The following is a 22,271-nucleotide window of genomic DNA, read 5'->3' as shown; positions in this document are numbered from 1 at the left end:
GTACGGAGACGCGAACACGGACATGAACACCGACGCCAACACCGACGCGAGCACGGACACCGACACGAACACGAACAGGGACACGAACACGAACGCCATCACGCTCGGGTTCGTCTGCGTGCAGAACGCCGGCCGGAGCCAGATGGCGACCGCCTTCGCCGAGGCCGAGCGGGACCGGCGGGGGCTCGGGGACGCCGTCGAGATAATCACCGGCGGCACGCGCCCCGCCGACTCGGTCCACGACGTCGTGATCCGGGTGATGGACGAGGCCGGGTTCGACCTCTCCGGGCGGATGCCGCGGGCGGTCTCCGATGCGGAGTTGGCCGCCTGCGACGTCGTGGCGACGATGGGCTGTTCGACGCTCGCGCTCGATACGGAGACGGAACTGCGCGATTGGGCGCTTTCGGACCCCGACGACGCCGACATCGAGGATGCACGGGGGATCCGCGATACGATCGAGGACAACGTCGAAGCGCTCTTCGACGACGTGGAAGCGGCGATGGGAGGAGAGACCGAAACCGGTACCGAGGCCGGGGGTGAGGCCGATACGACGCGAGAGTAGCCGGCCAGATCAGAGGAGGTCCTGGTCTTCGAGCTGTCCGATGACGTCGTCGACGAACTCCTCGGGGGAGTCATAGGGGAACTCGCCGCCGAGTTTCGTGTTGAGCTCCATCGCCGTCATCGAGAACTCGCCCGATTCGAACTTCGTGCCGGGCCCCTGCGGGAGCGCCGGGACGAGGTCCATCGGGCTGTCGATCGGGTAATCAGCCCCCTCGAACGCGTCGATCATCTGTTGGCGGACGTCCTCTTTGTCTACCATAGTACGTGCGTGGTATGCGCTAGCCGACGTAAAAATCATTCGACGGCACGAACGGCGCCCCGTCGGACGGTTACGCCGGCGGGCGGGCCGGTGACTTTCGGTCCGACAGCGGTCGCGGAATACAACCGAGCCGGCCCGCTTTCTCGGCCTCTACACGGCCAGCGTCGCCCGGATCATGTCCCGCGTCCCGGGGCCCAGCCCGACGGCGAGTATCGCGATCAACAGCAGGTACGCGTACCGCGGGCTCTCGCGGAAGATCTCCTCGTTGAACACCCAGACCACGAACACCGCCGCCGCGATCTTTATCAACAGAAACGGCCAGGCGGTCCCGATCGCCTCCGAGAGCCACCCCGGTTGAAGACTTTCGGTGATCCGGACCGTCGCCTCGTTCACCACGTGCTTCGAGTTGTACCGCTGTCCGGTCCCGAAGACCTCGGTCCAATCGAGGCTCAACACGTTGGCGATCCCGTCGACGGTGTGGCCCCAGACGACGAGCACGCCGATCCGTCCCGTCCCCTCGTTGATCCACGGCGCGTACCGCCGGCTGAGGACCCAAAACAGCCCCGCGACGAGGGTCGCCCCCCCGAGGGTGATGACCGTTATCGCCGGGAAGAACCCGACGAACCGACTCGTCGCCGAGACGTACAACAGCCACCCGACGGTGGCGGCCAGCCCGACGATCCCGACGCCGGCCACGAACCGCTCGAACGACCCGACGACCTCCCGCCGGGCGAGGGAGACGCCGGCGACGAGGGCCGACAGGGTGACGACGAACATGACGAAGTAGATGAAGGGGCTGATGATGAGCGCGACCGACGGGTACGGGATCGCCATCCCGACGCCGCTCTCTAAGAACCGCACGTTGACGTCCTCCACGACGCGCAGGGCCCCGCCGAGGAGCATAAACGGGAACAGCGCGGCGTAAAACCGCGGGTTCATCCGGACGTTGAGTCGCCGCAACAACAACAGCACGCCGAGGAGCATAAACACCAACACGACGGCGTAGCTCACCGTCGAAACCGTCGTGTACCCGGGCGTGACGACGATCCCGTCGGCCGCAGCGCAGGCCGACCCGCTGTGGAGTCGCTCCGTCAGACCGCCCGAGCGGACCGCGCAGTTCGCCCCGTGGGCGTCGGCGTCCACCGGTCCCCAGAAGTACCGCCACAGGAACCCATCGTACACCCGCCGTGGGAACGCGACGGCGGCGGCAGCGATCACGGTCACGCCGCCGAAAAAGGCCGCGAGCCACGCGCGGGCGGGGTCCGCGTCGCCGGGAAGCTCCATACCGAACCCCCGTCCGTCGACCGTTTTACTGTTCCGGTACGGAGCGTTTCGCCCCGGGGAAAGCCCCCGGTCGGTGCCGCGTTCGGACCCGTCGGTTTATACCCCTTTGGGCGACCACGCCGCCCGTGGTCTGAACGTCGCCGGTCGTCGGCCAGCGCGGACGCGCGGGGCACCGACGCCGGAGCGGTCTCCCCGCCTGCTCGATTTACCCATCGGTCCGCGGTGACCGCCGGACGACCCATCGCCGCTCGGCCTGGCGCTCGAGCACCGACGGCTCCCGCAACTTCAGGATGTACCCCGTCGGCTGGTACAGGCGCTCGTGGTCGGCCTCACAGCGCACGAAGCTCCCGACCACCTGCGCGGACGGCGGCTTCTGTGCCGCCCCGCAGTCGTAGATCGTGACGAGATCGCCCCCATTCCCGTCGTCCCCGCCGTCCGCCCGGTGAACGACGACGTGTGCGTGCTCCGGCAGCCGCCAGGTTCGCTCGTCGATCCCCGGAAGGTTGTTCATGTGACCCGTTCGACCGCCCGGGTCAAAACCGCCCGGATCGATCACTCGAACCGAGAGAGCGTCACCTGTCCGAGCGCCCGCGCCTCGCCGGACCCGCACGCGCTCGACTCACTCGCGTCGGTGCCGTCCGCCCCGTCGCCCCACTCGCCGATGGTCGCCTGCTTGCGTTCGTCGAACGAGAGATTCGAGACGCGCACGCCGAGCTTCCGGACCCGCTTTCCCTCGAACTCCCCGAGGAGATCGAGCGCGATCGACTCGATCAGCTCCGGATCCTCGATCGGCCCCGGAAGCGAACGAGACCGGGTGTGGACGTCGAACGGCGGTCGGACGATCTTGATGCCGATCGTCTTGTAGAGCACGTCCTCGGTCGACGCCCGCTCGGCCACGTCCATCGCGAGCGCACGGACCGTCTCGCGCTTTCGCCGTCGCTTCGCCGTCGCCTCCACGAAGGCCGACTCCGACGAGAGGCTCTTCGGCCGCCCCTTCGGTTCGACGGGACGGCCGTCCTCCCCGCGGGCCTGCGCGTGGAGGTCACGCCCCCGTTCGCCGAAGGCGGCGACGAGCGTCGACGCGTCCGCCGCGGCGATGTCGCCGGCCGTCTCGAACCCCATCTCCCCGAGCTCCCGGGCGGTCACCGGCCCGACGCCGTGTAGTGACTCGACCGCCATCGGCGCGAGAAACGAACGGACCGCCTCGGGCGTCACAACGACCAATCCGTCGGGCTTCTCCGCGTCCGAGGCGAGCTTTGCGGTCGTCATGTCGGGGGCGATCCCGACCGAGGCCTCGACGCCGGCGGCCGACTCGATGTCCCGTTTCAACGACCGCCCGAACGTCGCCGCGTCGTCCCAGGAGACGCCGTCTGGGTCGAGATACGCCTCGTCGATGGACACGTTCCGGACGGTCCCGGGGACGTCCTCGAGTGCGTCCCGGACCGTCTCGCTGACCGACTCGTAGAACTCCATGTCGACGGGCCGATAGACCGCGGTATCGGCCCGTCCTTCCGCCGTCTCCCGGCGCGGAAGCCGTTCGAGCGCCTCCGAGACGGCCATCGCCGACTCGATGCCGTGCTCGCGGGCCTCGTAACTCGCCGTCGCGACCGCGCCGTGGTCCGTCCCCGGCTCGTACCCCATCCCCACGACGACCGGTTCGCCCTCGAGGTCCGGCTCCCGGAGCCGCTCGCAGGCCGCATAAAAGCAGTCCATATCGACGTGACAGACGAGCCGATCGGGCGGTTCGACCCCCGGGAGTCGTGCCATACCGGCCTTTTCTCGCCCGAACGGTAGAACGTTCCGAGAGCGCACCGGAAGTAAAACGGCGGGCTCGCGCCGCCCCGGCCCCGGAGATGCGGCCCTTTCGGGGCGATACATATCCCGAATACATATGACACAGTACCACGAACGGTGAGTCATAGAATGGTCGACGAAGATGACCAGCCCACCGTCCTCGTCGTCGAAGACGAGCGCGCTCTCATCGAGCTATACGTTCGCTGGCTCGAAAACGACTACACGGTACTGACCGCTACCGGCGGTGAAGAAGCGCTCGAACAGTTCGACGAGCGCGTGGATGTCGTGCTGCTCGATCGGCTGATGCCGGGGATGAGCGGCGACGAGGCGCTCGAGGAGATACGCGGCAGGTCCTCCGACTGCAAGGTGGCCATGGTGACCGCGGTCGAGCCCGACTTCGACGTGATCTCGATGGGCTTCGACGACTACCTCACCAAGCCCGTCGAGCGCGAGGAGATGGTCGAAACGATACAGCGACTGCTGTCCCGCTCGGAGTTCGACGGGATCGAACAGGAACTGTACGCCCTCTCCTCGAAGCAGGCCGCGCTCCGGGCCTCGAAGCCCAAGGAGGAACTGGACGACAACGAGGAGTTCCAGCGGCTCCAAGAGCGCATCCAACAGCTTCGGGACGAACTCGACGCGACCCTTCCGGGGATGGAGGACGACGAGTTCGTCGCGATGGTGCGGGACATCGAGGGCGACGCCGACGACACCGACTTCGACATGCCGGGGGGGTCGACGTGAGCTATCGGGTGGAGGGGTTCGACGGCGCCTCGTCCTTCGACGACGGCGTGAGCCTGCTGATGACCGGCGGGTCGAACGCGACGACGGAGCGGCTCTTCGACGTCGTCACCCCGAACGACGACGAGCGAGCGGTCGTCATCACGACGAACACGGGGGCAAAGACGGTCGTTCGGGAGCTCGAACGCCGCGGGACCGATCGCGACCAACTCGGGATCATCGATTGTACGAACGCCGACAGCGACATCGACGGCGTCTCGGTGCGACAGCTGAGTTCTCCGGGTGACCTGACGGGGATCAGCCTCGAGTTCGCGAAGCTGTTCAACGACGCGGGCGACGACGGTGTCCGCGCGAGGGTGGGGTTCGCCTCGGTCTCGACGGCGCTGATGTACACCGAACTGCGGACGATGTTTCGGTTCCTACACGTCTTCACCGCCCGCATCCGGTCGGGGGACATGTTCGGCGTCTTCTCTTTGGACCCGACGATGCACGAGGACAAGGCCCACAACACCATCCGGGCCGTCTTCGACTGCGAGGCCGAACTCACCGGGGACGGGAACTCGGTCACCGGGACCGGCTTCGAGTGACCGATCGGCGCCGCGTCGCGCCGGTCACATCTCGATCCGCTCGACTAACTCCCCGCTGTCGTTGTGCGTGTTGACCGCGACGATCCGGACGTGCTCTTCGAGCCCCGAGCCGTCCAGTTTGCCCTTTAATAACTCGTCGACCTGGTAGACGCCGACCGCGTCGGTCATCTCTATTTCGACCATGACCGCCGCCTCCTCGCCGGGCTGCAACGAGACCCGCCGGATCGCTCGACTGGACAGCGTGTTGATCCCGCGGCCACCCTTCTCGTAGGGGATCCGCGACCGCCCGCGTTCCATGTCGAGGGCGTCGGCGATCCGGACGACGCCGGCCTCGGCGGTCAGCGGCGTCTCGGCGCTGTGATGACAGAGGATCGCGTGCAGGACCTCGCCTTTGACCCGGACGGCCTCGGCGGTGTCGTAGCGATCGAGGCCGCCGAGAACCCGATCGAGGACGTCCGCGGCCAGCGGGATCGAGTAGTACGAGTGGTCGTGGCGGTGCACGACGTGTCCGATGTCGTGAAGCGTCGCCGCGAGCGCGACGACGACCGCCTCGTCCGCCTCCTCGAGGCCCTGATCGCGCGCACCGTTGAACTCGACGCCGCCGGCTTTGAGCAGCTCGTACAGCCGGAGCGCGGCCTCGCGGACGATCTCGACGTGCTTGGTGCCGTGGTCGTTGTACCCCATCCGCGTCACCGGGTTGACGTTCTGCGCCTCGAGGTAGGCGGCGATCTCCTCGTCCGCCTCGATCAGACCGAGGACGTCGTTGAGCGGTTCGTCCGGAAACGGGTGTTCGGCACCGGGGTCGTACCGCCGGCCGCTCTCCTCGGGCGCCGCGTCCGTGCTATCCATACCGCTACGAGTGCCGCGGCGGAAAAAAAACGTCCGTCGCCGCCCGCCGCCGTCCGCGCCCGCTCAGGCCGCGTCGGCGGCCGCGCGTTCGACCTCCTCGTAGTCCGGCTCGACGCCGGGATCGTCGGACACCCAGGCGTACGTGACCGTCCCGTCGCCGTCGACGACGAACACCGAACGCTTCGCAACGCCGGTGACCCCGAGCTCGTCGAAGTCCATGGCGATGTCGTACGCCTCGATGATCTCCTTGTTGCTGTCGCTTACCAGCGGGAAGGTGAGCTCGTTCTGCTCGGCGAACTCGCCGAGCGAGAACGGGGTATCGATGCTGATGCCGTACAGCGACGCGCCGGCGTCGGCCAGCCTGTCGAGTCGGTCCCTGAACGTCCGCATCTCGCCGGTACAGACGCTCGTGAACGCGCCCGGGAAGAAGGCCAACACGACCGGTCCGTCCCCCAGAACGGACGAGAGCGTCAGTTCGGTGATGTTCCCGTCGGGCGTCCGCGTCGGTGCTGTGAAATCGGGCGCTGAGTCGCCTTCGGTGACCATACTGCGAGGGCTCACGCGGCGGGAAGGTGTCGTTTTCGGTTCCGGCCGGGGGTGCGAAAGGCATACAAGTACCCGCGCGAACCCCACAGTATGGACTTACCGCTGTTCGTTGGGGGGCTCGGTCCGCCGGAGCTCCTGTTGATCGCCGGTGTCTTGATCCTGCTTTTCGGCGCGAGCAAGCTCCCGAAGCTCGCCCGCTCGATGGGCTCGGCCACGGGCGAGTTCAAGAAGGGCCGCGAGCAGGTCGAGGAGGAACTCGAGGACCTCAAGGAGGGCGACGAGGTCGACCGCGAGCCCGACGCGGAGATCGACGCGGACGCCGAATCGGACGCAGAGATCGCCAACGACGGCGACATCGAGACCGAACGGACCGGCGCCTGAACCTCCCTCCGGCGTCGAGGGCGGCTCCGCGGCGTGGCCGCCGAGGAAAAAACCTATAATCGCTACTCAGCTACGTTTCGATAGCAATGACAACCCTACTCCCGGTACAGTTCGGCATCCCCGGCGGCCCGGAACTGCTCGTCATCCTGCTGATCGCCGTGCTGTTGTTCGGCGCGAACAAGATCCCGAAACTCGCGCGCTCGACCGGCGAGGCGATGGGCGAGTTCCAGAAGGGCCGCCAGGAGGTCGAGGAGGAACTCAAAGAGATGCGTGAGGGCAGTACGGACGACGCGCCGGGGACGAGCGACGACGTCGACGCTGACGCCAACGTCGACGCGGAACCGGCCGCGGAACTGGACGCCGACGCCGCCGACGCCGATCCCGACACCGTCGTAGACGCCGACGCTGAGGCTGCCCCCGACGCTGAGGCTGCCCCCGACGCTGAGGCTGCCCCCGACACGGAGGCGGACGAACCGAACGACGACATCGAGATCGCACAGGCCGAGGCGGGAACGGACGCGGAGACGAACCAGTAGCCAGCGACGCGTTTCGCACGACGCTTCGCGCACGCGACGGCGGTCCGAGTGGGAGGTGGTTTCGGCGTGGGCGTGTGGCCTAGCGGATCAGGGCGAGAGGTTCCTAACCTCTAGACCGCGGGTTCGAATCCCGCCACGCCCGCTTCGTGGTTTCTCGCGTCCGCTCGAAACACACTCGCGGACGTGGCGACCCTCGCAAAACCTGCGGTTTCGCTCAGTCCCGCCACGCCCGTGCAGGGAGCCGGCGAGCGAAGCGAGTCCGCGACCGAACCGGCATGGCAGGACTCTAATCAGGGAACGAGAGGTGAGCGAGCGGAGCGAGCGAACGGGAGTGACCGTGGTTCGAATCCCGCCACGCCCGCTTCGTGGTTTCTCGCGTCCGCTCGAAACACACTCGCGGACGTGGCGACCCTCGCGAAACCTGCGGTTTCGCTCAGTCCCGCCACGCCCGCTCTGCGACGAACGGATGTGAGGAGTCGACGGACACGAAGTTCGAACCTACAAGTCGCAGCGGCGAGCGAAGCGAGGCGACCGTCTTGCTCCGGTTCGAATACCCGCCACGCACGTCGAGTGAGTACGACGAACGAGACGTGCGTGGCGTCGTTCGCAAACACTGCGTGTTTGCTCACTCCCGCCACGCCCTCTTATACCGGCGGCGGACCCGGAGGCGTCAACGGCCCCCGACCCCGGCGTCACCTGAACTCACTCGCCGGCGGCGTCGATGGCCGCAGCGACCATCTCCGATCGGCTGTCGTACCCCCCTTTGCGGCGCAGGCGATCGATCCCGGCGAGCGTCTCCTCGTCGAAGGCGACAGGTATCTCCTCGTGGTCGTCCGGCGTCGACATGTCCGCACCGTTGCGAGGGGCCGACAAAACGCTGTCCCTCCTGACGTGGCCGATGGCTCCTTTCGTGGCCGATGGCTCTTTTCGGGACTGAGAGCGACCCGGACCCCGACGTGACCCGCGGTTTCGAGCGCCGAAACGAGGCACGAATCGACCCCAATCGTAGTGTGTCGACGGCGCCTATCCGGTCGTATGTCGAGCCCGGACCCCATCGGAGCCGCCCCGCAGTCCCGCGATGCTCCGGCGGTCCGAACCGCGTTCGCCCGCTCTCGGGCGTCCGGTCCGACGCGCCGACCGTCGAGCGGCCCACAGCCCCGGACCGACGCGATCGGTGTCGATGTCTGAGCGGCGCCGACGGTCGCGGCTCGCCGCCCTCATCGGGGCGATCGGCATCGGATTTGCGGTCTCCGGGCTCGCCCTTTGGTTCGCGCTGTACCGCCCCCGAACGACGGCGATCAGCCAGGCGGTCTTGGGTATCGTCGTCCACGTGCTGTTCGGGTACATCGTCGTGATGTCGGGGCTCGTCGTCCACCGGAGCCGGCTGTCGACCTCGGAGTGCGTCCTCGCCGCAAAGCGGTGTGTCGGCGGCGGCCTCCTGATGGGGGCGCTCGTCGTCTGGCGGGCGGCTCCGGATCTCCGGTCCGGCGCCGTCGGTCTCCCGTTTTTCAACGAGCTCGTCGTCGTCAGCTCCGTCGGGGCGGCGGCCGGCGTGCTCGTCGGCATCAACCGGGGCCGCGCCGAGCGGAACCGCCGGCTGGCCGCGCGAAAGGACGACCGCGAGGAGACGCTCGTGTTCCTGTTGCGGCTGCTCGATCACGACATCCAGAACCACCTGTCGGCGATCTCGAGTTACAACGACGCCATCGACCCCGACTCGGTCGACTCGACGCTCGACCCCGTCGAGGGGATCGAAAGCCGGACGGCCGACATCGAGCGGCTCCTCGAGACGGCGAACGCCGTCCTCGAGTCCGAGACCGGCGAGGGGGAGTCCCGGCGGATCGATCTCTCGGCGGTCCTCCGCGAGCAGGTGGCTGCGACTCGGGCCGACGCCCCGCGGGCCACGATCGAGACGGACATCGAGGACGGACTGACCGTCGAGTCGAACCGTTTCGTCGGGGAGGTGTTTCACAACATCCTCGACAACGCGGTCGTCCACAACCCCCCGGCGGAGCTCTCGGTCTCCGTCTCGGCGGGCGCCGCCGACGGCGGGGTCCTCGTCCGGATCGTGGACGACGGCGACGGGATCCCCGATCGGATCCGCGAGGAGGTCTTCGACCCCGGCGTCCGCGACGACAGCAGCGGCGGTGACGGCCTAGGGCTGTATCTCGCCCGGAAGCTCGTCGAGTCCTACGGCGGCGCGATCGAGGTCGCCGACCGCTCCCCGAGCGGCACGCGGTTCCGCGTGTGGTTCCCGGGCGGGTAACGCCGCCCGCTCGCCGGTCCGATCAGTCCCCCTCGTCCCCGACGGACGGAAACAGCGATCCGAGATCGGGGTCCGACGCGACCCGCTCGAACGCCCGTCCGGTCCTCGCGACGATCCCGGCGTCCTCGAGGTGTTCTAGGTGCGCGTAGGCCTCGCCGGGCCCGTGGAGGATGTGGATCGCCGACAGCGAGCCGAACAGTTCGCTGCTCACCTCCCACGGCGTCGCCGGCTCGGACTCGAGCACCGAGAGGACCCGCTCGGTCCGCTCGCGGTGGTGCTCGATGATGTCCCGCGCCCGGCCGGCCGGATCGATTATCGGCCCGCGGTGTCCCGGCCACGCGCGGGCGTACCCGGTTTCGACGATACCGGCGAGGGTCCGGAGGTACGCCGCGAGCGCGCCGTCGACGCGGACATCCGCGCCGCCGACGTTCGGGGTGTAGTAGGGCAACAGCGCGTCGCCGCTGAACAGTTCTCTCCCCGCCGCGCCCGCGAAGGCGTAGCCGGTGAGCCCGGCGGTGTGGCCGGGCATGTGGACGGCGCGCAACTCGACGCTCCCCAGGCCGAACGTCGCCCCCTCCGTGAACGCGCTCACGTCGACGTCCTCGCCGCGTATGCCGGCGTTCGAGTCCAGAAACGACAGCAGGTCCTCGCGTTTTCCATCCGGCATGCCCCACTCCCTCGTCGCCCGCCGGAGCCGTTCGGACCGCTCGGCGAGCGCCGCAGGCTCGCCCGCAACGAGCGCCGCGTCGGCCTCGTGGGCGAACACCCGACAGCCGCTTTCGGCCTGGATCTCGCCGGCCAACCCGGCGTGGTCGGCGTGGTAGTGCGTCAGGAGGATCCGATCGATCGAGCCGAACGACAGCCCATGGCGATCGAGCGCCGCCCGGAGCGCCCGCCTCGTCGCCCCGACCGAGACGCCGGTGTCGACGAGCGTCGTCTCCGCGCCCGGTTCGGTCCCGAGGAGGTAGCTGCTGTTGTCGCCCTCGAAGGCGGTGTTCCCGAGCGAGAGCACGTTGAGTTCGAACCCGACGCCCGGATCGCTCATGCCGCGTCTCCCCCCGTCCGATCTTCGTCTCCGTCCCCGCCCTTGCCCCCGGCGACGCCCGGCGAGAGCACGATCGTCTCGCCGCCCTCGAGCACCCGCCCGCTCCGGTCGGCCTCGAGGAGCGGGTCGCCGTCGATCGACACGCTGAGGTGCGCCCGGAGCGACCCGTCCGAACGGACCACGAGCGGACGCAGGTCGTCGCACTCCTCGACGAGAGACCGGATCGCCCCGGCGACGGTCGTCCCGTCGTCGAACCGCCGGGACAGCGTCTTCTCGCCGACGGCGTCCCTGAGCGTCGCGTGAAACTCGAACTCGACATCCATACGGTGTCTCCTCGCGCCCCACGCGAAAACGTTTCCCCCGCACGCGACGGGCGCCGGCGCAACGGTAGCCCGGCCGAGCTACCGGGACGAACGGGGGCCGAAACCGCGCCGAGTGGAGCGTCCGAAGGGCTTTCAGTGCGCTGACCCTACACCGTGGTATGCGTGTTCTCGTCGTGGGGGCGACCGGCTTCGTCGGGGCTCGACTTGTCCGATCGCTCGTCGCGGAGGGGCACGACGTGGTCGCCTTCTCCCGGAGCGCGAGCGAAACGACGTTCCCCGACGGCGTCGAACCGTTCGAGGGCGACCTGGGCGATCCCGCCTCCCTCGAGGGGCTCTGTGCCGGCGTCGACGTCGCGTACTACCTGATCCACTCGCTGACCGCGAAGGACTTTGCGGACCGCGACAGGCGCTATGCGGCCCGGTTTCGCGACATCGCGACCGGGGCGGGCGTCGATCGGGTGATCTACCTCAGCGGCATCAGCGGCGACGAGACGGACCTCTCGGAGCACCTAGCGTCGCGCCGGGAGGTCGAGTCGGTGCTCGAGAGCGGCTCGTTCGATCTGACCGTCCTGCGTGCCGCGGTGATCATCGGCGCCGAGAGCGCGAGCTTCCGGATCGTCAACGATCTGACCGACCGGCTCCCGGTGATGGTCGTCCCGACGTGGATACAGACGCCCTGTCAGCCGATCGGCATCGAGGACGTCATCGCGTACCTCGTTCGGCTGCTCGGGACCGAGGAGACCCGGGGCCGAACGTACGACATCGGCGGCCCGTCGGTCCACTCCTACGAGTCGCTGCTCCGGATGACCGCCGAAATCAAGGGCCGCCGGGTGTTCATCCTGCCCGTTCCGGTGATGACGCCCGGGCTCTCGTCGCACTGGCTTCGGCTGACGACGGACGTCCAGTACGCGATCGCCCGACCGCTGGCCGAGAGCATGCGTCACCCCGTAACCGTCGATCCCGACCGAGACATCCAAGGGGCCGTCCCGATCGACCGGACGCCGGTGCGCGAGGCGATCCGGGCCGCGCTGGCCGGCTCCTGACGCGCCCGAGCGCCCCCGGCGGCTCCCAGAAGGCGACACGCGAACGCCGGACTCGGGACGCGGATGGAGACGGACACTGTCGGGGGCGCGAGGCGCGTCCCGCACGAACAACTAATACCCCCGACGCCGTAGCGCGACCATGGCGGACGCAGAGACCCCCGAAGAGCGGATCGACGAGACGACCAGTTGGCCCGACCTCGCGATCAGCCTGTACGATCGTCTGACCGGGCGGAACGCGGAGATCATCTACGACTTCGACGACATGCAGATCGAGGTCCCGAGCGGCACCGGCGACGACGTCGAACACGCCGAGTGGCGACTCGACGGGACGCTCCGCGTGACGACGAGAGAGCGTGACTGACGCGGGCGCTCCGCTCGCCGTCACGGCCGAGTTGACGCTCGAGGCAGAGGGGACGACCGCGGAGATCAGGTCCGCCGGCGACCGCCTGTTCGTCGAAATCGGCTCGGTCGCCGACGCGATCCGGCTCTTCCGGCGCTCCCCGAACGGGATCGAAGACCGACTCCGACCGCTGCTCGGCCGGACGGCGCTGACCGTCGAGATCAGGGTCCGCGGCCGAACGGTCGCCGTCTCCGGGGCCGACAGCCGACCGGGACCGCTCTCGCGGCGGACCGGCGTCGCCCCCGACGAGCTCCGGGTCGGCGGCGCCCTTTCGGCGGTCGGCGCGGAACTCTCCGCCGCACTCGGGGCCGGGCGTCGGCTCGTCCGTTCGATCCGCCCGGACTGACAGCGAACAAGCGCCCGATATGCAACGAGAACGAAGCGATCCGACCTGGGACGCGATCATCGCGGAGATCCTCGACGAGCGGATCGACCGCCGCGAGTCGACCGAGATCGAGTTCGACGACGTCGAGGCGCGCGTGCCGGTCGCCTTCGGCGAGGACGCGGCGCACGCGACGTGGCGCGTCGACGGCGCGGTGACGGTCACGGTCGACGGCGACCGGCGGCCGCTGGCGGAGTGGCTCCGGTTTTGGGCCCGGTATACGACGGACACCGACGCCGGAGAAACGACCGAAAGCCAAAGGAAAACCGAGTGACGGCCCCGAACGCTCGAGCGCTCAGCCGACCCTCGTCGCGACGCCTTTCGTCTGCCGGTAGTCGCTTTTCAAAAGCGCCCGGAGCCGACCGATAAGCGCGGATTCGTCGCCCGCGCCCCACCCGTCCGGGTCGCCGACCGGGACGACGAGAAACCCCCGCCCGCGAACCTCCGAGGCGTGTCGCCGCGCCGCCTCGGCCGCGCTCGGACCCGCCTCGGTCGTGAACTCAGAGAGCACGTACGCGAGCGCGTCGTCCCCGACGGGCAGCAGGATGTGCGCGTTTATCGCCCGGAGCTCGGCGTCGAAGTACCGCTCGAGGTCGGCGGGGTCGCCCGGCGAGAGGTGGAGATACGACAGATAGCAGTTCCGCAACCGGGGGGCGTCGCTGTAGGGCTCGGCGGCGAACCCGACCGCGTGGAGGACAGACTGGATCCGCTCGCCGGCGGGCGAGTCGGTGAACGGAACGCCGGTTTCGGCCCCGCCGTGGGCGTCGGCGTCGGCGCCGATCACGTGGAAGTCCGCGTTCGCGTCCCCGTACCCGTAGACCGCGGGGTCGGCGGGCGCGCGCATACCGAAGGGGTTCGACACGCGGTCGGTGACTCGTCTCACGACTGCCGGTAGTCGAGCGGTCGATAAAAACAGCGCGGATGAACCGGGTCTACTGGACGACGACGGCGCCGTACTTGCCCTGCGCCCGGTGGGGTTCACAGACGTACAGCGCGGCGCCCGCCTCCTCGAAGGTGTAGGTGTAGGTGTGGCCTTCCTCAGCGATGCGCTCGCTTTCGAGGTCGCCGTAGTCGCCGCCGTTCGAGACGACGTTGTGCTGGCCGCCCTCGCCGGTCCACTCCCAGGTGACGGTCGTCCCGGTGTCGACGGTGATCGCGGTCGGGGCGAACTGGAAGCCGTTCGGGCCGGCGCCGACCTCGACCGTGACCTCGCTCTGTCCGGTCTGATCGGAGACGTCGCCCTCGAACCCGTTGGCCTCGTTCTCGTTGAGGTAGCTCGTCGCCTGCTCCTCGGGGCTCGCGGAGCCGCCGCCGTTGCCGCCGTCGCTCCCGTCGCCGTTGCCGTTGCCGTTGCCGTTCCCGCCGCCGTTGCCGTTACCGTTGCCACCGCAGCCGGCGAGGGCTCCGGTCACCGCTACAGCGCCTGTGCCGAGCACGAATCGGCGTCGACTGAGATCGTTCATATCCGCGTCGTCGTAGGGCTCCGATGCACATAAACTCCCGTTGAGATGTGCCAACGGCTCACGACGTATTCCCCACGTTCGACCGTGTTGTTTCGGTCCGTTTTCGGCACGGACCGACGACAACCTCTAAGCGCCGGCGGCCCGTTTCCGACGCATGAACGCGTTCGAGGGCGCCGTGTTGGACCTGGACGGGACCGTCTACCGGGGCGAGGACGCCATCCCCGGCGCGGTCGAGGCGATCGAACGGCTCCGGGCGGCGGGGATCCGGCCGCTTTTCTTCTCGAACAACCCGACGAAATCGAGGGCGGCGTACGTCGAACGGCTCGGTCGGCTCGGCATCGACGCCGACCCCGAGGAGGTGCTCTCGGCCGGCACCGTCACGACGCGGTATCTCACCGAGGAGCACGCCGGCGAGGCGGTGTTTCTGATCGGCGCGGCGGGCCTCCGCGAGCAGTTCGCGACGGCCGGCATCGACCTCGTCTCCGACGCGACGGCGGCGGACGTCCTCGTCGTCTCCTGGACCGACGAGTTCGATTACGGCGACCTCCTGGCCGGCTACCGGGCGATCGCCTCGGGGGCGACGTTCTACGGGACGGACCCCGATCGGCTGATCCCCGCCGCCGAGGGGATGGCCCCGGGCTCGGGGGCGATCGTCAACGCCGTCGCCGGGACCGCACAAAAAGACCCCCGGAAGTGCCTCGGAAAGCCGTCCGCGGAGGCCCAGCACGCCGCTGTCGAAGCCCTCGGCGTGCCACCAGAGCGGTGTCTCGTCGTCGGCGACCGGCTGAACACGGACATCGCGCTCGGGGAACGCGCCGGCATGACGACGGTGCTCGTCCGAACCGGCGTCACGACCGACGACGACTTCGCCGAAAGCGACGTCGTCCCCGATCACGTCCTCGACTCCCTCGCCGACGTCGGTTCGGTCCTGTGATCCGCCCGGAGGCCGCCCGAACCCCGCCTCGCATCCCCGCGATCGGCCCCCGTGTCGCACGGTAGAGCGTACCAATGATTTATGTACCGACGGCGCCCACCTCGCGGTATGGTACAGAGCCACACACCGTACGAGTACGGCGACGCCGACCTCGAAGCGATCTCTGAGGGCCCGCCCCACGAGCGCCAACACGGGACCGACACCGTCATCGTCGAGGGGTCCGCGATGAGCTACCGCAGCTACGTCAAGCGCGAGCCGGAGTAGCCGACATCGATCCCGTCATAGTTTGCCCTCCATTGTGCGACAGCCTCGGCCGCGCCCGAAACGCTCCCGTTGATCGGAGCGCCCGCTACCGAGTGCGGCCGGAGCGAGCGCGGCCTCGGGCCGCTTGCCCGGGTGAGCCGCCCACCTCAGTGAAACCCGCGCCCGACGTCGTCCTCGATGAGGTCTTCGAGTTCCGCGGAGAGGACCTCTTCGGCCTCCTCGAACGTCTCCGAGAGGGTGTCGAGCTCCTCGGGCCTGTCGTACATGTCGTACGCCATCGGCCCGAAGGCGGGGCTGTCGAGTGCGTCCATCACGTCCTCGAAGAGCGCGTCGCCGGTCGTCGGCGCGTCGGCGTGCGTTTCGATCACGGTTTCGAGCTCCTCCGCCCGCGCTTTGGCCTCCGACTCGTCCTCGACGCCGCGGTTGACGCCGAACCGCCCGGCCTCGTCCTCGGCCGGGAAGATCGGCTCCAGTTCGTCGTCGATCCGCCGCGCGACCCGCGAGCCGACGCCTTGGACCTCGAAGGGGTTCTTCGCGAACGTCTTGAGCTGGAACACGCCGACGGTGGGATGCCCGACGAACAAGTCCTCGCCGACCCCGCCGCGCCGGTCGCCGGCGACGGCCCGCCACCCGCTCGGCTCGGCGTCCGATTCGACGACGTCCTCCAGGACATCCTGCCAGTCGCGAACGCGCATACCGACCGTTGTTCGATGACGGAAAAGAAGCTATCGCATCCGGCCGGCCGCGCCCGCCCGAACCCGACCGACAGCGTTTTTTCGCCGAGGGCGCAGTGTCGAACGTGAACGTACGCGGTCCGGTCGTCGAACTCGAGGCCCCGCGCACGGTCGAGACCGACCGGGGGACGAGCGACCTCGTCGAGGTGCTCATCCGGCCCGACCGCGGTTCGGCCCCGCCCGTTCGGGCGACCCTCTGGGGGAAGTGGACGGAGACGGCCGCTCTGCTCGAGCCGGGCATGGAACTGCTGCTCACCGACCTCGACGAGCGCGAGTTCCGCGGCGAGACGCAGTACTCGACGACCGGCTCCTCGGCGGTCGTCGTCGAGCCGGATTTCCTGGTCGACGTGACCGACGTCCGCGGGTGGGTCCAGTGTCCGCGCATCTACTATCTGAACAAACTGACCGGACTGCCGCTGAAGTACCCCGTCGTCAAGGGGACGATCGTCCACGAGGTCTTCGGAGACCTGCTCCGCGGCCGGGACCTCGACGACAGCGTCGCCGAACGGGTTGCGGAGGCCGCCGTCGACGTGGGGCTGCTCGGCGAGACCGCCGACAGCGTCGCCGCCGATGTCAGGCAGAACGCGGCCGCAATCCAGGGGTGGCTCCGGCAGGGGCGGTTCGGCGAGGACTCCTGGCGCTCCGAGCAGACGCTTCTCTCGGAGCGCTTCGGGATCAAGGGGCGGGCCGACGCCGTCCGCCGCGGGATGCCGGTCGAGCTGAAGACGGGCAAGAACCTCAAGCGCGAGCCGCGGTTCCAGGACAAGATCCAGGCGGCGTGTTACGCGCTCCTGTTGGGCGAGGGCATCGACGCCGCCCCGGACACCGGGACGCTTCTGTACACGAAGAACACGACGCTCGATCGCGGCGAGGCCTCCGGTGACCTCTCGCCGGCCAAGGAGTTCTCGATCGGTCCCGGACTCCTGAAGTACGTCCTCCGCGTCAGAAACGAGATCGCCGCCGCGGAGTACGACCGCTCCGTCCCGACGGGCTTCGAGGCCGAGGCGAACTGCGAGTACTGCTTCGAGCGCGACACCTGCATGGCCGTCGCCGGCAACCTCGATCAGGAGTCGAAAGCCGGCAGGGTCGGCGACCCGCTCCCGGCGGCCGAGCGGGCGTACTTCGATCGCTTCTACGCCGCCATAGAGGACGAACGCCGGGCCGTCCACGCCGAGTACCGGAAGCTTTGGGAGCAATCGGCGGCCGAGCGGGTCGCCGACGACCGGGCGATAACCGATCTGGAACCGATCGGGCGGACCCCGGTGTCCGGCGGCCGCTGGGAGCTTCGGGCGAGGGCCTCCGGCGACGCCGTCTCGAAGATCCGCGAGGGCGATCGGGTGCTCGCGAGCGACGGCCACCCGACGCGCGGCACGGCGGAACTCGCAACCGTCTCGGAGTTGGGCGAGACGGTCACCGTGATCGCCGACGAGCCGCTCTCGCTGCGCCGCCTCGATCAGTACCCCTCCGAGATCGGCGTCGACCGGCAGTTGACCGCGCTCCACGACGCGGTGCTCCGGGGCGATCCGGACGCAAAGGACGTCCTCTTCGGCCGTCGCGACCCGGCGTTCAGCGGCCCGAACGCGACCTACATCGACAACAACGCCGCACAGAACGACGCGGTCAACAAAGCCCTCGCCGCGGAGGACTTCGCGTTGATCCACGGGCCGCCGGGCACCGGAAAGACCCACACGCTGGCCCGGACGGTCCGGGCGCTCGTCGAGCGGGGCGATCGGGTCCTGCTGTCGGCCTTTACGAACCGCGCGGTCGACAACGCCATCGAGGCCTTGGAGGCGCAGGGCTTTCGCGACACCGTGCGGTGGGGCTCGGAGACCGGCGTCCGCGACGACATGGAGCCCTACCGCCTCGAGCGGACGGGCGATCCCGAGGAGCGCGCGGCGGCGCTCGGAGACGCGAGCGTCGTCGCGGCGACGACCGCCGCCTGCGGCTCGCGGGCCCTCAAGGAGAACGCCTTCGACGTGGCGGTCGTCGACGAGGCGGGACAGCTCACCGAGCCCGGGACCTTTCTCGCGACGACGCTCGCCGACCGGTTCGTCCTCGTCGGCGACCACCAGCAGCTACCGCCGGTGGTCCGGGCCGACAACGACCTCAAACGGTCGCTGTTCGAGCGGCTCATCGAGCGTTCCCCGGAGGCCGCCGTCCGCCTCGACCGGCAGTACCGGATGAGCCAGCGCATCCAGTACTTCTCGAGCCGGGAGTTCTACGACGGCGACCTCCGCCCGGCGAGCGCCGACGTGGCGGCCCAGCGACTCGAGGACCTCGACGGCGTCAGCGTCGACCCGCTGCCGCCGGCGCTCCGGGACCCGGTCAGCTTCCTCGACTCCGAGGGGACCGCCTCGGGGCACACGAACCCGACGGAGGCCGACCGGGTCGCGGCGGTCGTCGACTCGTTTCTCGACGCCGGCGTCGATCCGGACGACATCGGCGTCATCGCCCCCTTTCGCGCACAGGTCGCCGAGATCTCCCGTCGCGTCTCCGGGGTCGCCGTCGACACGGTCGACCGGTTTCAGGGCTCCGCCAAGGAGGTCGTCGTCGTCTCCTTCGTCGCGACCGGGGACCTCTCGAGTCCGATCTTCGAGGACCACCGGCGCGTCAACGTCGCGCTCACCCGGGCGAAAAAGGCGCTCGTGCTCGTCGGCGACCGGGCGGCCCTCGAGAGCGACGACTTCTACGAGCGGATGCTCGAGTGGGCGGCCTGAGGCCCGACGCCGGCGACGCCGGATCACATCCTGAGACTCGCTCCCGCCGCGTTGACGAGCGCGTCCGCCGATCGGTTCGCGATGTCGCTCCGGGCGACGCTGAACTCCGTGCCGCGGTCTCGCCCGGCGGAAAAACAAACGGGTCCCGCCCGAAGCGCCTTCCGGGAGCGACACCCCAAAACCCGCCGGTCCCCAACCGCGGGTATGCGGGAGCTTCTGTCCATGCGGTGGCGTGATCTCCTCTTTGCCCACTGGGCGGTCGATCCGCCGACGGTCGCCGAGGCGCTCCCAGACGGCGTCTCGGTCGACGCCCGAAACGGCGACGCGTACCTCGGCGTCGTCCCGTTCGTGATGTCCGACATCCGCCCCCGGGGGTCGCCGATCGGGCTCTCGTTCGGCGAGTTGAACCTCCGGACGTACGTCACCGTCGACGGCGTCCCCGGCGTCTACTTTTTCAACCTCGACGCCGACGATCGGCTCGGCGTCCGCTTTGCCCGCTCGCTGTTTCGGCTCCCGTACTACCGGGCGCGCATGGACGTCGAGACGCGCGGCGACGGGCGCGACCGTGAGGTGAGCTTTCGCAGCCGGCGTCTGACCCGAAACGCCCCGCCCGCCCGCTTCGAGGGCCGGTACGGCCCCGAGGAGGGCTTCGCCGAGCCGGACCCGGGCAGCCTTGAGGCGTTTCTCACCGAGCGGTACCGCTTTTTCACCGCCGACGACCGCGGTCGCCTCTACCGCGGCGACATCGAACACGAGCCGTGGCGCCTCGCGCCGGCGTGGGCGGAGATCGAAACGAACGACCTCTTTTCGGCCAACGGGTTCGACCGGCCGGAGGGGACCCCGCGGCTCCGCGTCGCCGCGCCGATCGACGTGACCGCCGACCGGATCAGACGCGTCCGCCGGTGAGTCCGGGGCGGGTCGCTCGGTCCGGCCGGGACACGGCCTACTAAATACGTCGCGCTCTCAGTGTCGCCAAATGGACGAGACCGACAGCGACCGGGCGAGCGACCGCCCGTTCGGTGCCGAGTTGACGCCGGCGACCCGGCGCGTCGACGGCTCGCGGCCGGCCGGGTCGACCCCGGACATCGAGGAACTGATCGGTCCCGAACAGACGCTCGAGCCGCAAATACAGGGCGTTTGGGCGCTCCAGTCGGCCGTTTCCGCGGTCATCTTGGGTCTCATCGCCGGGGTCGCGTTCACCCTGCTCGACCCCGGCGGACCGTGGGTCGGCGTCGTCGTCTTCGCCGTCGTTGCGGTCTTGGGGGTCGCCTTTTCCGTCCTCAGATACCGGATCTGGGCCTACCATGTCAGGACGGACTCGCTGTACCTCCGGCGGGGCGTGCTGACGCGGGTCAGCACGGTCGCGCCGTACGTCCGGATCCAACACGTCGACACCCGCCGCGGACCGCTCGAGCGGGCCTTCGGGCTCGCGACGACCGTCGTCTACACCGCCGGCTCCCGCGGCGCGGACGTATCGATCCCCGGGCTGACGCCCCAGCGCGCCGACGACCTACAGGCCAGGCTGAAACAGCTCGCGATCGCCGCCGAGGGCGACGACGCGGTCTGATGAAGCTCGATCCGCTCTCCGTTCCGGTCCGGGCGGCCGAATCGGTCGTCAGGCTCGCGTGGCTGCTCGTCGTCGCCGTGATCGGCTCGCCCGCCCTCGGCGGCGGGATCTCCGGGCCCGTCACCGTCGTCGTCGCCGGGTTCGTCGTCGCGCTCGCCTACCAGTTGGTGTACTACCAGCGCTTCGAGTACGAACTCACCGACGGGACGCTCGATATCGCCTCCGGCGTCGTCTCCCGGCGGAACCGGGAGATACCGATCGGTCGGGTCCAGAACGTCGACATCAGCCGAAACGTCCTCCAGCGGGCGTTCGGGCTCGCACAGATCAACCTCGAAACCGCCGGCGGCTCCTCGACGGAGGCGTCGCTCCGCTACGTCAGCCACGAGGAAGCGACGCGGCTCCAGTCCGAACTCGGCCGGCTGAAACGCGACGGGACGGACCGCGACCCCGAGGACGCGACGCCGGAGACGGAGCTGTTTTCGGTCACCACGAAGGAACTCGCCTTGCTCGGCGTCGTCGGCGTCGACCTCCGTCTTCTGTCCTTCGCCACGGTCCTGTTGCCCGTCGTTGCGCCGTCGCTGCGCGAGCGGTTCGGCGACCCCCTTCTCGGTCTCGCCGTGACCGCTCCCCTCGCCGCGGTCGGCATCGTCGCCGTCGCCGCGCTCGCAAGCGGCGTCATCGCCATCGGGAACTACTACGGCTTCCGGCTCTCCAGGCGGAACGACGAGTTGCTCTACGAACGGGGGCTGCTCCAGCGGTTCAGCGGAACGATCCCGCTCGGGAAGGTCCAGACGCTGACCGTGTCGGCGAACGTCATCGCCAGGCGCCTCGGCTACGCCTCCCTGGCGGTCGAAACCGCCGGCTACGCGCCGGGGGACGCGGGCTCGCAGTCGGCCGTCCCGCTCGCCGAGCGCGACCGCGTCGCCGACCTCGCCCGCTCCGTCGAGGCGTTCGAGCCCCTCGAACTCGAGCGCCCGCCGAAACGGGCCCGCGAGCGGTACGTCATCAGGTACACCGTCCTCGCGTTGCTCGCCGTCGGCGTCGCCTTCGCCGCCGACTCGTACACGTCGTTGACCTTCGCGTGGTACGTCGCCGTGGGGCTGATACCGCTTGCCTGGCTCGGCGCACACCTCAAGTGGGCGAACCTCGGGTACGACGTCCAATCGGAGTACGTCGTGCTCCAGGAGGGCTTTTGGACCCGCACGATCACCGTCGTTCCCTATTATCGGGTCCAGACGGTTCTGGACTCCCAGACGGTGTTCCAGCGGGGCCGCCGGCTGGCGACGCTCGTCGTCGACACCGCCGGATCGAGCGGCCTGACGAACCGCCAGCCGCGGGCGCTCGACATCGACGCCGACCGCGCCGACCGGCTCCGAGAGGAGATCGCCGACCGGCTCCAGCGGAGCGTCTCGCAGCGACGGACGCGCCGCCGCCGCGAGCGACTCCGCTCGATCGAGGCCGAGCGCCCCGACGATCCGGACCCGGTTGCCTGAGCCACGGAACGATCGTTCGGGTGCGGCGACGACCGATCGCGGCGCCGCGTCCGGACGGGACCGCCGTCTGCCCCCGGCCCGGTCGGGGCGGGATACCCGCCC

27 protein-coding genes, 1 tRNA gene and 1 pseudogene are annotated in these 22,271 nt (G+C 69.3%); 17 read left to right on the top strand and 12 right to left on the bottom strand.

Annotated elements, in window-relative coordinates:
• The first annotated feature begins 22 nt into the window (after window positions 1-22).
• Entirely contained in the window at window positions 23-562 is a 540-nt protein-coding gene (locus Q0916_RS09240; RefSeq protein ID WP_414689328.1) for a low molecular weight phosphatase family protein, read from the top strand.
• A 9-nt stretch (window positions 563-571) separates the two neighbouring features.
• On the opposite strand, the gene Q0916_RS09235 is transcribed toward Q0916_RS09240, so the two are convergent.
• The 4 genes from Q0916_RS09235 to Q0916_RS09220 form a co-directional block, all read right to left on the bottom strand.
• The gene (locus Q0916_RS09235; protein ID WP_299236840.1) at window positions 572-820 is read right to left on the bottom strand and encodes an MTH865 family protein; all 249 of its coding nucleotides are present in this window, start codon (window positions 818-820) and stop codon (window positions 572-574) included.
• Window positions 821-970: 150 nt separating this feature from the next.
• Window positions 971-2,104 carry a DUF63 family protein gene (locus tag Q0916_RS09230; RefSeq protein ID WP_299236839.1) on the bottom strand — a complete coding sequence of 378 codons (1,134 nt, stop codon included), beginning with the start codon at window positions 2,102-2,104 and terminating at the stop codon, window positions 971-973.
• 205 nt (window positions 2,105-2,309) lie between these two features.
• Window positions 2,310-2,615 (bottom strand): hypothetical protein, encoded by a 306-nt coding sequence (locus Q0916_RS09225; protein ID WP_299236837.1) that lies wholly within the window; start codon window positions 2,613-2,615, stop codon window positions 2,310-2,312.
• Between the two features lie 41 nt (window positions 2,616-2,656).
• Window positions 2,657-3,871 carry a DNA polymerase Y family protein gene (locus tag Q0916_RS09220; protein ID WP_299236836.1) on the bottom strand — a complete coding sequence of 405 codons (1,215 nt, stop codon included), beginning with the start codon at window positions 3,869-3,871 and terminating at the stop codon, window positions 2,657-2,659.
• 156 nt (window positions 3,872-4,027) lie between these two features.
• Here Q0916_RS09220 and Q0916_RS09215 point away from each other — a divergent pair, with 156 nt between their 5' ends.
• Window positions 4,028-4,642: a response regulator gene (locus Q0916_RS09215; RefSeq protein ID WP_299236834.1), complete on the top strand. Its 615-nt coding sequence runs from the start codon at window positions 4,028-4,030 to the stop codon at window positions 4,640-4,642.
• Window positions 4,639-5,226 (top strand): DUF7504 family protein, encoded by a 588-nt coding sequence (locus Q0916_RS09210; protein ID WP_299236832.1) that lies wholly within the window; start codon window positions 4,639-4,641, stop codon window positions 5,224-5,226. The genes Q0916_RS09215 and Q0916_RS09210 overlap by 4 nt, the downstream gene beginning before the upstream one ends.
• A gap of 24 nt (window positions 5,227-5,250) precedes the next feature.
• On the opposite strand, the gene Q0916_RS09205 is transcribed toward Q0916_RS09210, so the two are convergent.
• The gene (locus Q0916_RS09205; protein WP_299236830.1) at window positions 5,251-6,075 is read right to left on the bottom strand and encodes an HD domain-containing protein; all 825 of its coding nucleotides are present in this window, start codon (window positions 6,073-6,075) and stop codon (window positions 5,251-5,253) included.
• Window positions 6,076-6,138: 63 nt separating this feature from the next.
• Window positions 6,139-6,621, bottom strand: coding sequence for a redoxin domain-containing protein (locus Q0916_RS09200; RefSeq protein ID WP_299236828.1), 483 nt, complete (start codon window positions 6,619-6,621; stop codon window positions 6,139-6,141).
• Window positions 6,622-6,711: 90 nt separating this feature from the next.
• Here Q0916_RS09200 and Q0916_RS09195 point away from each other — a divergent pair, with 90 nt between their 5' ends.
• The 3 genes and pseudogenes from Q0916_RS09195 to Q0916_RS09185 all read left to right on the top strand — a co-directional run bounded on the left by Q0916_RS09195 (window position 6,712) and on the right by Q0916_RS09185 (window position 7,680).
• Complete coding sequence (locus Q0916_RS09195; RefSeq protein WP_299236826.1) at window positions 6,712-7,002, top strand: Sec-independent protein translocase subunit TatA/TatB; 291 nt, start codon at window positions 6,712-6,714, stop codon at window positions 7,000-7,002.
• A gap of 86 nt (window positions 7,003-7,088) precedes the next feature.
• A pseudogene (gene tatA, locus Q0916_RS09190) lies at window positions 7,089-7,284 on the top strand (twin-arginine translocase TatA/TatE family subunit); the annotation flags it as partial.
• A 322-nt stretch (window positions 7,285-7,606) separates the two neighbouring features.
• A tRNA-Arg gene (locus Q0916_RS09185) sits at window positions 7,607-7,680 on the top strand.
• Between the two features lie 560 nt (window positions 7,681-8,240).
• Here Q0916_RS09185 and Q0916_RS09180 read toward each other — a convergent pair.
• Window positions 8,241-8,384 carry a ribbon-helix-helix domain-containing protein gene (locus Q0916_RS09180; protein WP_299236825.1) on the bottom strand — a complete coding sequence of 48 codons (144 nt, stop codon included), beginning with the start codon at window positions 8,382-8,384 and terminating at the stop codon, window positions 8,241-8,243.
• A 334-nt stretch (window positions 8,385-8,718) separates the two neighbouring features.
• Between Q0916_RS09180 and Q0916_RS09175 the strand changes: the two genes are divergently transcribed.
• Window positions 8,719-9,804 carry a sensor histidine kinase gene (locus Q0916_RS09175; protein ID WP_299236824.1) on the top strand — a complete coding sequence of 362 codons (1,086 nt, stop codon included), beginning with the start codon at window positions 8,719-8,721 and terminating at the stop codon, window positions 9,802-9,804.
• Window positions 9,805-9,826: 22 nt separating this feature from the next.
• On the opposite strand, the gene Q0916_RS09170 is transcribed toward Q0916_RS09175, so the two are convergent.
• Together Q0916_RS09170 and Q0916_RS09165 are read right to left on the bottom strand one after the other, a co-directional pair.
• On the bottom strand, window positions 9,827-10,849 hold the full coding sequence (locus Q0916_RS09170) for an MBL fold metallo-hydrolase (protein ID WP_299236822.1): 1,023 nt from the start codon (window positions 10,847-10,849) through the stop codon (window positions 9,827-9,829).
• A complete protein-coding gene (locus Q0916_RS09165) occupies window positions 10,846-11,172 on the bottom strand; it encodes a hypothetical protein (protein WP_299236820.1) in 327 nt (108 codons plus the stop codon). Before Q0916_RS09165 ends, Q0916_RS09170 begins: the two co-directional genes overlap by 4 nt.
• A 158-nt stretch (window positions 11,173-11,330) precedes the next feature.
• Between Q0916_RS09165 and Q0916_RS09160 the strand changes: the two genes are divergently transcribed.
• The 4 genes from Q0916_RS09160 (at window position 11,331) to Q0916_RS09145 (ending at window position 13,271) form a co-directional block, all read left to right on the top strand.
• Window positions 11,331-12,215: an NAD(P)H-binding protein gene (locus tag Q0916_RS09160; RefSeq protein ID WP_299236818.1), complete on the top strand. Its 885-nt coding sequence runs from the start codon at window positions 11,331-11,333 to the stop codon at window positions 12,213-12,215.
• 139 nt (window positions 12,216-12,354) lie between these two features.
• Window positions 12,355-12,576 (top strand): hypothetical protein, encoded by a 222-nt coding sequence (locus Q0916_RS09155; protein WP_299236816.1) that lies wholly within the window; start codon window positions 12,355-12,357, stop codon window positions 12,574-12,576.
• Entirely contained in the window at window positions 12,569-12,961 is a 393-nt protein-coding gene (locus Q0916_RS09150) for a hypothetical protein (RefSeq protein WP_299236815.1), read from the top strand. The genes Q0916_RS09155 and Q0916_RS09150 overlap by 8 nt, the downstream gene beginning before the upstream one ends.
• Window positions 12,962-12,980: 19 nt before the next feature.
• The gene (locus Q0916_RS09145; RefSeq protein WP_299236813.1) at window positions 12,981-13,271 is read left to right on the top strand and encodes a hypothetical protein; all 291 of its coding nucleotides are present in this window, start codon (window positions 12,981-12,983) and stop codon (window positions 13,269-13,271) included.
• Window positions 13,272-13,292: 21 nt separating this feature from the next.
• Here the strand turns inward: Q0916_RS09145 and Q0916_RS09140 are convergent, their stop codons facing one another.
• The gene (locus Q0916_RS09140; RefSeq protein WP_299236811.1) at window positions 13,293-13,880 is read right to left on the bottom strand and encodes a uracil-DNA glycosylase family protein; all 588 of its coding nucleotides are present in this window, start codon (window positions 13,878-13,880) and stop codon (window positions 13,293-13,295) included.
• 49 nt (window positions 13,881-13,929) lie between these two features.
• Window positions 13,930-14,433: a halocyanin domain-containing protein gene (locus Q0916_RS09135; protein WP_299236809.1), complete on the bottom strand. Its 504-nt coding sequence runs from the start codon at window positions 14,431-14,433 to the stop codon at window positions 13,930-13,932.
• Window positions 14,434-14,614: 181 nt separating this feature from the next.
• On the opposite strand from Q0916_RS09135, the gene Q0916_RS09130 reads away from it, so the two are divergent.
• A complete protein-coding gene (locus Q0916_RS09130; RefSeq protein WP_299236807.1) occupies window positions 14,615-15,394 on the top strand; it encodes an HAD-IIA family hydrolase in 780 nt (259 codons plus the stop codon).
• A gap of 108 nt (window positions 15,395-15,502) precedes the next feature.
• Window positions 15,503-15,658, top strand: a complete 156-nt coding sequence (locus tag Q0916_RS09125; protein WP_299236805.1) for a hypothetical protein — start codon at window positions 15,503-15,505, stop codon at window positions 15,656-15,658.
• A gap of 146 nt (window positions 15,659-15,804) precedes the next feature.
• Here Q0916_RS09125 and Q0916_RS09120 read toward each other — a convergent pair whose 3' ends face one another.
• Window positions 15,805-16,353: a hypothetical protein gene (locus tag Q0916_RS09120; RefSeq protein WP_299236803.1), complete on the bottom strand. Its 549-nt coding sequence runs from the start codon at window positions 16,351-16,353 to the stop codon at window positions 15,805-15,807.
• A 104-nt stretch (window positions 16,354-16,457) separates the two neighbouring features.
• On the opposite strand from Q0916_RS09120, the gene Q0916_RS09115 reads away from it, so the two are divergent.
• From Q0916_RS09115 to Q0916_RS09100, 4 genes are all read left to right on the top strand, one after another.
• Window positions 16,458-19,109, top strand: coding sequence for an AAA domain-containing protein (locus Q0916_RS09115; RefSeq protein ID WP_349254519.1), 2,652 nt, complete (start codon window positions 16,458-16,460; stop codon window positions 19,107-19,109).
• 204 nt (window positions 19,110-19,313) lie between these two features.
• The gene (locus tag Q0916_RS09110) at window positions 19,314-20,015 is read left to right on the top strand and encodes a YqjF family protein (protein WP_299236799.1); all 702 of its coding nucleotides are present in this window, start codon (window positions 19,314-19,316) and stop codon (window positions 20,013-20,015) included.
• 190 nt (window positions 20,016-20,205) lie between these two features.
• Entirely contained in the window at window positions 20,206-20,676 is a 471-nt protein-coding gene (locus tag Q0916_RS09105) for a PH domain-containing protein (protein ID WP_414689329.1), read from the top strand.
• Entirely contained in the window at window positions 20,676-22,169 is a 1,494-nt protein-coding gene (locus Q0916_RS09100) for a PH domain-containing protein (RefSeq protein WP_299236795.1), read from the top strand. The genes Q0916_RS09105 and Q0916_RS09100 overlap by 1 nt, the downstream gene beginning before the upstream one ends.
• The last annotated feature ends 102 nt before the right edge of the window (window positions 22,170-22,271 follow it).

The organism is Natronomonas sp. (genome assembly GCF_028274965.1).
Lineage (GTDB): Archaea > Halobacteriota > Halobacteria > Halobacteriales > Haloarculaceae > Natronomonas.
Note: the sequence above shows the minus strand (reverse complement) of the source record. Positions and strands in the feature narration are given on the sequence as shown.